A 9,724-nucleotide genomic window follows, 5' to 3' on the forward strand; every position below is an offset into this window, starting at 1 on the left:
TGACTGACTAAAATCACTGTCCCCTGATATTGCTGCAAAATATCTTCGAGTAATTCCAGTGTTTCTACGTCTAAATCATTAGTAGGTTCATCCAGAATAAGCAGGTTACTGGGCCTGGCGAATAACTTTGCCAGCAACAAACGGTTTTTCTCCCCGCCTGATAATGCTTTGACCGGTGTTCTGGCCCGGGCTGGCGGGAACAGAAAGTCCTGCAGGTAGCTAAGTACATGGCGGCTTTGGCCATTTTGCTGCACTTCCTGTTTACCGTCGGCCACGTTATCCTGTACTGTTGCTTCTAAATCCAGGGCAATTCTGTGCTGATCAAAATAAGCAACTTCCAGATTAGTCCCGCGCTTTACCTCGCCGCTGTCAACTTTATAATCCCCCAGCAGCACCTTGATTAAGCTCGACTTACCAACGCCATTAGGCCCCACCAGCGCAATCCGATCGCCACGCATTACCAGCAAATCCAGATTATCAATGACCGGTTTACCGTTAAATGCCAGGCTGATACCTTTCCCTTCAAACACCAGCTTGCCAGAACGACTGGCCTGCTCAATATTAAAATCAACCTTGCCCTGCTGTTCCAGCCGGGCTGCGCGCTCCTGACGCAGTGCTTTTAAGGCCCTGACCCGACCTTCATTGCGGGTACGGCGGGCTTTAATGCCCTGGCGGATCCAGACTTCTTCCTCTGCCAATCGTTTATCGAACAAGGCATTATGCTTTTGTTCGTCTTCCAGCATTTTCTGTTTTCGATCCAGATATTCCTGATAATTACCCGGATGAGAGGTCAGCTCCCCTCTATCCAGGTCAATAATCCGGGTGGCCAGCGCCCGGATAAAAGCCCGGTCGTGAGAGATAAAAATAATGGCGCCGTTAAAATTCAGTAAAAACTGTTCCAGCCACTGAATAGCAGCAAGATCCAGATGGTTGGTTGGCTCATCCAGCAGCAAAATGTCTGGCTTGGCTATCAGCGCCCGGGCTAAAGCCGCTTTACGCAGCCAGCCGCCTGATAAAGTGGCCAGACTGGCATCCGGGTTCATTTCAAACTGCTGACAAATATCGCTGACCCGTGCTTCCAGTGACCAGCCGTCGCGGGTGTCCATTTCATTCTGCAGTTGTTCGAATAAGCGATACTCTGCTTCACCGGCACCGTCGAGATTCTCCGATAAGGTATAAAATTGCTGTAACTTTTCTGCCAAATCACCAGCGCCTTCGCGGATAAAATCAGCAATTTTGGTTTGCATCTTAGCGGGCGGATCCTGCTCTAAACGGCTTAATACCACCCCGGTATTAATGACTATCTGCCCATCATCCAGATTTTGCTGACCGGTCAGCAATTTTAAAAAAGACGATTTTCCGGCGCCATTGCGGCCGACCAGACAAACCCGCTCGCCACTGAACAGACTAAAATCAACATGATCCAGGATAGGGTTAGTACCAAAAGCCAGACAGGCTTGCTGAAAACGTAATAATTCCACTACTTAGTATCCTTTGCCTTTATCTCATTTGCCCAATTAAGCACTGCAATCTCATTAAATGGCCAGTACAGTAAACTTTCAGCAGCAGCAACAACCGGTATATGCAGCCGGAACTGCTGAAATAACTGGTCGTCGTCAACGATATCGACCACCCGGAACGTAATACCTGCGTTACCCAGCACAGTTTCTGCCTGTTCACACAGATGACAACCCCATGTACTGTATAAAACAACCTTTATCATTAACGGGTCAGCTCAAAACACACATGAATATGCGGGTTACGTTTAAAATCTTCCGGCAAGGTTGCACCGCTGATGTCATTAACCTGCCATCCTGCTTCTTCCAACGCTGTCTTATCAATTTTAAACCGGCGTTTATTATTGGAGAAAATTACTCTGCCGCCAGGATTCAGTCTGCCCACTAACATATTCAGTAACTTGACGTGGTCCCGCTGAACATCCCAGTTATCTTCCATCCGCTTTGAGTTGGAAAACGTCGGTGGATCGACAAAAATCAGATCAAACTGATTACGACATCGCGCCAGCCACTGCAGACAATCGGCCTGTTCAAACTGATACTGTTTCGCCTGCGGCCCGCTAACCATAAAACCATTCAGGGTGAAATTTCGCTTAGCCCAGTCAAGATAAGTGTTAGACATATCAACCGTTGTCACCGATTTGGCACCACCTATAGCCGCATGCACCGACGCTGTGCCGGTATAAGCGAACAGGTTAAGCACGGTTTTGTCTTTTGCTTGCTGCTGAATTAAGCGCCGGGTTAAACGATGGTCTAAAAACAGCCCCGTATCCAGATAATCTCTTAAGTTCACCAAAAACTTTGCGCCGTACTCCACCACTTCTTTGTACTGGCCCGCTTTAGCCATGGCCTGATACTGATTAGTGCCTTTTTGTTTTTCCCGCACTTTTAAAATCATTTTATCGGAGCTGATGCCAAGCACCGCCGGCACCTGATTGACCACATCGAATAAACGTTTCTGGGCCAGTTGCTCATCAACAGTGGCAGGCGCGGCATATTCATGCACGACCACTTCACCATCGTACCAGTCTACCGCGACGTTATACTCAGGAATGTCAGCATCATATAACCGGTAGCAACTGATGCCTTCCCGCTTTGCCCATTTTTGCAATTGTTTCAGATTTTTAGCCAACCGGTTGCCAAAAGAGCTGCTTTCAGCAAAAAACAAAGATGGCGCATCAGAGCTGACTGCAACCTGTTTTTCAGTCAAATCAAATAATGTAAATTCGCAGTCAAGCGGCCCGTTGGTAAATTTATAGGTTTTGCTTTTCGACAATCGCAAAGCGCGCAGTAAATCAGCATTAGAGGTGATAATTGCCAGGCGCCAGCCCTGATAATGCTGTTTTAACGCCAGCGAAAATTTACTGTACAGCGGGATCAGGCTCGGTAGGTCCCCTAACCGCTCGCCGTAAGGCGGGTTAGTGACAATAACGCCGGCAGTTGCTGCAACACAGCCCTGTAATTCGGTAGCATCGGCGTAATCAACCTTTACATAGTCGGCAACACCAGCTCTGGCCATATTTTGTCGTGCTTTGGTTAACGCCCGCTCATCGGTATCACTGCCGTAGCATATAATCTGGGCAGGTAAACTGCGCTGCTGTGCTTTGGCGGCGTCTTTTAATTGCTGCCAGACACTGGCCCGGTGTCCCGGCCAGCCTTCAAAAGCAAAGCGCTCACGGCTTAAACCTGGCGCTTTATTCAGAGCAATCAGGGCTGCCTCAATAATAATGGTACCACTGCCGCAAAACGGGTCGAATAATGGCTGCTCCGGGGTCCAGCCTGAACGTTTGATCAATGCAGCGGCTAAGTGTTCTTTCAGTGGTGCCTCTCCCTGTCCCGCACGATATCCCCGCTGATGCAAAGACGGCCCAGAAAAGTCCTGCAGAAAATGAAAATAGTGTTTGTCCAGTCGAACCTGAAAGCGCATATCCGGGTTTAACCGGTCCACATCTGGTCGCTGGCCGGTTTCCTCGCGAAACTGATCGACAATCGCATCTTTTAACCGCATGCCGCCGAACTGGCTATTATCAATGGTGGCATGCTTGCCGACACAATCTACTGCCAGCGTCTGGCGAATAGTCATTAACTGCAGCCAGTCAATTTTCCGGGCTATCTGGTATAAATCTGAGTCAGCTGTTACCGGCTCTGACTGAATAAGCCGCATGATCCGGGTTGCCAGGCGCGACCACAGACACAGCTGATAAGCACTGCTTAACTCCGCTTTAAAGCGCACCACACCCATAGTGACTTTTACGACGTCGCCCTGAAATTGACGTATTTCATCGGCTAACAGCTCTTCGACGCCTTTAGACGTTAAAGCCCAGAATTCCAGCATAACAACTAACCTTAAAATAAAATGGCGGACAGTATAACAGAATGTGCCCTAAACACCTTTGGAGTTTTGTAACAGTCATCGATATAGCCATTAAATTTTGCCTGCTGCTGTTTAAATCGCCAATCGGCTTAAATAACTGAAAATACCTTTATTAACACCTTGCATAGGCGCTCTAAAACTACTAAGATGCGCCCCGCAATGACGGACGCGGGATGGAGCAGCCTGGTAGCTCGTCGGGCTCATAACCCGAAGGTCGTCGGTTCAAATCCGGCTCCCGCAACCAAATTGATTGTGCAAAAGTGATTATAGAAAAGCGCCCCCGGGCTCCTCTTTATAACCACGGAGCGAAGGTCTGAACCTGGCTCCCGTAACCAATTGTGACTTGTTTATTCCACAGGTCATCAAGTAACGTCATGCAAATCAAACTATTACCTTTACTGCTCAAGGGTAATATACGGACGCGGGATGGAGCAGCCTGGTAGCTCGTCGGGCTCATAACCCGAAGGTCGTCGGTTCAAATCCGGCTCCCGCAACCAACATCTTAACCAGCTTAGTGCTGGTTTTTTTGTGCCTGATAATACGCTACAGTAAGGGTTAATCTCGCAATACAGAGTTGGTTATGCCTGCAAGCCCACCCCGGTTTACCGTCGAACATAGTTACCAGACACTGCCCGATCGGCTTTATTCGGCTTGTCAGCCTACTGCTGTCACAGCGCCCGAATGGCTGGCATTTAATGAATCGTTAGCCGACGAACTTATGCTGCCGACACCATTGCGGGCAACAGAACAGGGATTATGGTTATTTTCAGGCAATAAGCTTGCCAATTGGTGTCAGCCAGTCGCTCAGGCTTATGCCGGCCATCAGTTTGCAAATTATGTCCCCCGCTTAGGCGACGGCCGCGCACTGTTGCTGGCTGAAGTGATCAGCAGCAATGGCCAGCGGTTTGACCTGCAGCTTAAAGGCGCGGGCCCAACGCCCTACTCCCGTGGCGGCGATGGCCGTTCACCGATGGGCCCTGTGATCCGTGAATATCTGATTAGCGAGGCAATGTATGCGCTCGGCGTGCCGACAACCCGTGCCCTGGCAGCGGTTAGCACCGGTGATGTCGTTTACCGTGAGCAGGCACAGCCCGGCGCCATCCTGACCCGGGTGGCGAAAAGCCATATCCGGATAGGTACCTTTCAGTATGTTGCTGGGTTAAATGATCCTGTGCTGCTTCGTAAATTTGCCGATTATGTTATCGCCCGTCACTATCCGCAGTGCAATACCGTACCTCAGCCTTACCTGGCCTTACTCGAAGCGGTTATCACGGCTCAGGCGGCTACGGTGGCTCATTGGATGAGCCTGGGGTTTATTCATGGTGTGATGAATACCGACAACATGACCATCAGTGGCGAGACAATTGATTACGGACCCTGTGCGTTTATGGAAGCCTACCATAAAAAAACCGTGTTCAGTGCGATAGACAGACAAGGGCGTTACGCTTATGGCAATCAGCCTGCGATAGCCCTGTGGAACCTGACCCGGCTGGCAGAGACCCTGCTGCCCCTGCTGGATTCTGAACAGGTTAAAGCGATTGAAAGGGCGACAACGGCGCTTGAAACGTTCAGTGCAACGTATCAGCTGCATTACCGGCAGAAAATGGCTGCCAAGCTGGGTATTACCCATCCCTCAGCAGCAGATGAACAACTGATTTCAGACCTGCTGCAACTACTTGAGCAACAACAGGTCGATTTCACGCTTTTTTTCCGGGAGCTTAGCCAGCACAATCCAGCAAACGCAGTTAAGTTATTTGGTGATATTGACAGCTGGCAGCACTGGCTGACCCGTTGGCAGGAAAGGATAACTGCACAAAGCGTGTCCCCTTTGCAACGTGTTACTTTTATGCAACAGGTCAACCCAGCGCTTATTCCCCGCAACCATCTGGTACAGCGCGCGATTACTCAGGCTACAGAGCAAGGTGATCTCAGTCTCTTTAATCAGTTGCAGCATGCCTGGCAACAACCTTTCGTCAGCAAACCTGAGCAGCTGATGTTAACTCAGCCTGCGACCGCTGCCGAACGGGTTTGCCGCACCTTTTGTGGTACCTGACATGCATCTCCCGCCGGTTCAACGTTTTGATTGTGGTATTTTTACGGGATAAAACTCGCCAGGTCATAAATGCTTAACGGTATTTTCATGCAGATGTCATCTTGCCAGCCTGTAATGACAGCAGGTTTCAACAGGAATGCGACTGATGAACACACTGCAAAAGCTGACATTACTGGATACCAGATTGTTTTTTCAGGTTAATCTGATAGGCCAGTTACCCTCAGTAAAACGGCTGAGTCTCGGTTTGTCCCGTTGCGGTGACGGGCCATTATATCTGGTTATTGCTCTGTTACTGTGGCAATTTGAACAACAGCGAGGCGTTCAATTTATGCTGCATGCTGTACTGGCCTTTGCTATTGAACTGCCGTTATACTGGCTGCTGAAAAACATCATACAGCGTGAAAGACCACAGGGTCTCCTGCGACATGGCTGGTCAGCAGCCATCCGGCCTTCAGATCGGTTTAGTTTTCCATCAGGACACACGGCGGCTGCGTTTATGTTTGCCTGGCTGCTTATCGCCTGCTACCCGCAATTTACAGTCTGCTACTTGCTGCTGGCAGCAGGTATTGGCGTATCACGAGTATTGCTGGGCGTCCATTACCCAACCGATATTATAGCCGGTGCAGCCCTTGGCAGTGTGATTGCGTTTTTTGTGTTGGATTTGGTGTTAATTAGCGGTTTTAGTAGCTTATGACAGTTTTTTGATACCGATGAAAATTCTTTATGGAGTACAAGCTACCGGAAACGGTCATATCACCCGCGCCAGAGCCTTGCTGCCATCATTGCAACAGCAGGGAATCGAGGTCGATTTTTTGTTCAGTGGTCGTCCTAAGCAGCGGTTGTTTGATATGGAAATGTTTAAAGACTATCGGTGGGCACGGGGTTTTACTTTTGCGACGGCCAAAGGCAAAGTTAACACACTGGCCACGCTTACTCAGTTGCAGCCATGGCAGTTTTACAGGGATGTCAGCCAGTTGGATGTCAGTGACTATGATCTGATATTAACAGACTTTGAGCCGGTAACAGCCTGGGCGGCAAAACGTCAGGGCATATTGTCGGTTGGCCTGGCGCGCCAATATGCTTTACGTTATCCGTTGGCTGGCCAGCAGTCAGCTCGCTGGTTAAAAACAGCTGTATCAATTTTTGCTCCGGCTAAGCTGATGCTCGGGGTGCATTGGTGCCCTGAATTCCCAAGTTTACTGCCGCCTTTGCTTGCGCCTGTTAGCCCGCTACCGGTCGATGGCAGCGAACTGCCTTTTATCCTGGTTTATCTGCCATTTGAACAATTATCCGCGGTCGTCAACTGGTTAAAGCAATGCCCAAGCTGGCACTTTAAATTATATGCTAACGTCAATGCGTTGCGCACAGACGACAATGTAACCATTCTGCCGCTGAGCCGGCACGCTTTTCCAGCTGATTTACAACGTTGCCGCGGGGTCATTTGTAACAGTGGCTTTGGTCTTTGCAGTGAAGCTCTGGTTGCCGGTAAAAAGTTATTGATAAAATCACTGCAAGGTCAGATAGAGCAGGCTTATAATACCTTTACGCTGCTGAAGATGGGTAAAGCGCAGCAGTTTAAAACGTTTTCACCGGAAGCGCTGTTAAACTGGCTTTATCAGCCCGCTGCTGAACCTTTTCCAATGCCGGATCCGGCAACAGCTGTGGCCCGCTGGCTTAAACAGGGCTGTGTCGACACAGTCAGCGACTTAGCGGCTACCATCTGGCAGCAGCAACGTTAATCAGCCGCTTTGCTCACTGCTACTATCCAGTTCGAGCTGTGCTCTTTCTACCAGTTCCTGGTCCAGCTCTGTTTTTACCGCTACACCCAACTCCTTAAATTCAGCGGCTTGTTTAATCAGGTTGCCTTTACCGGTAACCAATTGCCCCAGGGCTTTGTCATAACTCTCTTTTGCCTTATCGAGCTGCTTACCGACGCCCTGCATGCTATCGAGGAAGGTTTTAAGTTTCTGATAAAATTTTTCAGCCCTGCTGGCCAGTTCTGCCGTATGTTTATTCTGGTCTTCAAAGCGCCAAAGCTGGCGGACGATGTTCAAACTGGTTAATAAGGTAGTTGGCGTTGTAACGAGTATATTGCGATCAAGTGCCATCTGAAATAACTGGCTGTCATGTTGCAAGGCTGCAACGTAGGCTGATTCAATCGGGATAAACATAAATACGACTTCAGGAGAATTTAATCCGGCGATCTGGTAGTAACTTTTATCAGCGAGTTCTGCTATCCGATCTTTAACCGCCGCTATATGTGCTTTTAATGCCAACAGTCTGCTGGTGTCATCCTCTGCATTGACATAACGGGTATAGGCTGAAAGTGACGTTTTAGCGTCAATAATCAGGTGTTTGCCCTGGGGTAAATAAATAACCACATCTGGTCGTTGCCGGCCACTGTCAGTATTAAAGCTGGCTTCCCGCTTAAAATCTTTACCGGCCCGAAGACCGCTGTTATCCAAAACATTTTCCAGCATCAGCTCGCCCCAGTTACCCTGAATTTTTCGCTCCCCCTGCAGTGCTTTACTCAGTTGACTGGCTTCAGTGGTGATTTGCTGATTAAGTGCCTGCAACTGTTTTAGTTCAGCTTTAAGCTCAGAGCGCTGCTTAGTTTCCTCTGTATGCAACAGTTCAACTTTTTGTCGAAAACCCTGCATATCTTGCTGCAACGGTGTCAGCAATTGACGCATACTTTCCTGATTCTGATGTTTAAATACTTCACCTTTTCGCTCTAAAATATCATTTGCCAGTAATTCGAATTCTTGTTTTAACGCCGCTTTATTTTGCTGTAGCAACTGCAGTTGCTCAGCAAAATGCTGCTGCTTTTCGTGCAATGAACTGCCTAATCTGGCATGCTCTACTGCCAGCTGCTGATATTGCTGCTGCAGTTGCTGATGTTGTTGTTGTAATTGCTGATACTGGAGCTGCCATAGCTGAGCCTGGTGTTCATTCTTGGCCAGATTTAATTGTAATTCCCGCCGGCCACGTTGCTGACTGAATATCACCACGACCAAAATCAACAGCACTATTGTCAGCACCGGCAAGATGACTGTCATTGGCGTAAATTGAAAATTCATAACTATGCGATCCTGATTAACTAATTGGTCGCGGGTCAGAAGCATTAAGTCACAGCAGCTTACATTTCTACTCTGTTACGACCTTTGCCTTTTGCCCGGTAAAGTGCATCATCCGCACGTTTAAGAATAGTGTTTGCGTTATCATCCCGGATAAAACTGGCTACTCCCAGACTAACGGTTAATGGTTTGCCATGGGTAAACTCAAAGTTTGCCACTGCCACTCTTATTCGTTCGGCTAATAATTTTGCACCACTGAGATCGGTATGGGGACAGATAATTAAAAACTCTTCGCCCCCCCAGCGACCGGCCACATCAAGCTCACGACAGTGTTGCTGCATAATAGTGGCAAAAGCGATAAGCACCTGATCGCCAGCCATATGGCCAAAGTTATCATTGACACTTTTGAAATAATCTAAATCTGCAAGAATGACACTAAAAGGGCTTTGATGGCGAATTGAGCGGGCAATCTCCTGACAGAGGATATCGTCCAGTTTACTGCGGTTATATAGCCCGGTAAGGGTATCGGTGACCGATAACCGTTGCAACTGTCTGTGCTGGCTTGTCAGGGCACGGAATACTTCACTGCGGCTTACTTCATAATAATGAACCAGCAACACCAGGCAAACAGAAGCCAGCACTACATTTAACAACGACTCCGGTGTAAAGCTTGCTGCCGGCCATGTCGAAGCGCGCCAGCTCA

8 protein-coding genes and 2 tRNA genes are annotated in these 9,724 nt (G+C 48.7%); 5 read left to right on the forward strand and 5 right to left on the reverse strand.

Annotation, left to right across the window (positions count from 1 at the left end; all coding sequences use genetic code 11):
- The 3 genes from R3177_RS10090 to rlmKL form a co-directional block, all read right to left on the reverse strand.
- Window positions 1–1,481, reverse strand: a 1,481-nt coding sequence (locus R3177_RS10090) for an ATP-binding cassette domain-containing protein (RefSeq protein ID WP_318970912.1), incomplete at its 3' end; no start/stop codon positions are given.
- On the reverse strand, window positions 1,481–1,723 hold the full coding sequence (locus R3177_RS10095) for a glutaredoxin family protein (RefSeq protein WP_318970913.1): 243 nt from the start codon (window positions 1,721–1,723) through the stop codon (window positions 1,481–1,483). The genes R3177_RS10090 and R3177_RS10095, both read right to left, overlap by 1 nt.
- Window positions 1,723–3,852 (reverse strand): bifunctional 23S rRNA (guanine(2069)-N(7))-methyltransferase RlmK/23S rRNA (guanine(2445)-N(2))-methyltransferase RlmL, encoded by a 2,130-nt coding sequence (rlmKL, locus tag R3177_RS10100; protein WP_318970914.1) that lies wholly within the window; start codon window positions 3,850–3,852, stop codon window positions 1,723–1,725. The genes R3177_RS10095 and rlmKL overlap by 1 nt, the downstream gene beginning before the upstream one ends.
- 206 nt (window positions 3,853–4,058) lie before the next feature.
- Here rlmKL and R3177_RS10105 point away from each other — a divergent pair.
- The 5 genes from R3177_RS10105 to R3177_RS10125 all read left to right on the forward strand — a co-directional run bounded on the left by R3177_RS10105 (window position 4,059) and on the right by R3177_RS10125 (window position 7,683).
- A tRNA-Met gene (locus tag R3177_RS10105) sits at window positions 4,059–4,135 on the forward strand.
- A 176-nt stretch (window positions 4,136–4,311) separates the two neighbouring features.
- Window positions 4,312–4,388 (forward strand) — tRNA-Met (locus tag R3177_RS10110).
- An 83-nt stretch (window positions 4,389–4,471) separates the two neighbouring features.
- Entirely contained in the window at window positions 4,472–5,944 is a 1,473-nt protein-coding gene (locus R3177_RS10115; protein WP_318970915.1) for a protein adenylyltransferase SelO, read from the forward strand.
- Window positions 5,945–6,089: 145 nt separating this feature from the next.
- Entirely contained in the window at window positions 6,090–6,638 is a 549-nt protein-coding gene (locus R3177_RS10120) for a phosphatase PAP2 family protein (RefSeq protein WP_318970916.1), read from the forward strand.
- Window positions 6,639–6,654: 16 nt separating this feature from the next.
- Entirely contained in the window at window positions 6,655–7,683 is a 1,029-nt protein-coding gene (locus tag R3177_RS10125; RefSeq protein ID WP_318970917.1) for a glycosyltransferase family protein, read from the forward strand.
- On the opposite strand, the gene R3177_RS10130 is transcribed toward R3177_RS10125, so the two are convergent.
- Both R3177_RS10130 and R3177_RS10135 read right to left on the reverse strand, forming a co-directional pair.
- The gene (locus R3177_RS10130; protein WP_318970918.1) at window positions 7,684–9,024 is read right to left on the reverse strand and encodes a DNA recombination protein RmuC; all 1,341 of its coding nucleotides are present in this window, start codon (window positions 9,022–9,024) and stop codon (window positions 7,684–7,686) included.
- A gap of 59 nt (window positions 9,025–9,083) precedes the next feature.
- The coding region (locus R3177_RS10135; RefSeq protein WP_318970919.1) for a GGDEF domain-containing protein at window positions 9,084–9,724 on the reverse strand (641 nt) is incomplete at its 5' end.

Source organism: Arsukibacterium sp. (genome assembly GCF_033722355.1).
Classification (GTDB): domain Bacteria; phylum Pseudomonadota; class Gammaproteobacteria; order Enterobacterales; family Alteromonadaceae; genus Alishewanella.

Excerpts from the sequence above, each read along its gene's own strand:
- R3177_RS10120 (WP_318970916.1), top strand. The coding sequence starts at position 6,090 with ATGAACACACTGCAAAAGCTGACATTACTGGATACCAGATTGTTTTTT.
- R3177_RS10125 (WP_318970917.1), top strand. The coding sequence starts at position 6,655 with ATGAAAATTCTTTATGGAGTACAAGCTACCGGAAACGGTCATATCACC.
- R3177_RS10095 (WP_318970913.1), bottom strand. The coding sequence starts at position 1,723 with ATGATAAAGGTTGTTTTATACAGTACATGGGGTTGTCATCTGTGTGAA.
- R3177_RS10115 (WP_318970915.1), top strand. The coding sequence starts at position 4,472 with ATGCCTGCAAGCCCACCCCGGTTTACCGTCGAACATAGTTACCAGACA.
- rlmKL (WP_318970914.1), bottom strand. The coding sequence starts at position 3,852 with ATGCTGGAATTCTGGGCTTTAACGTCTAAAGGCGTCGAAGAGCTGTTA.
- R3177_RS10130 (WP_318970918.1), bottom strand. The coding sequence starts at position 9,024 with ATGAATTTTCAATTTACGCCAATGACAGTCATCTTGCCGGTGCTGACA.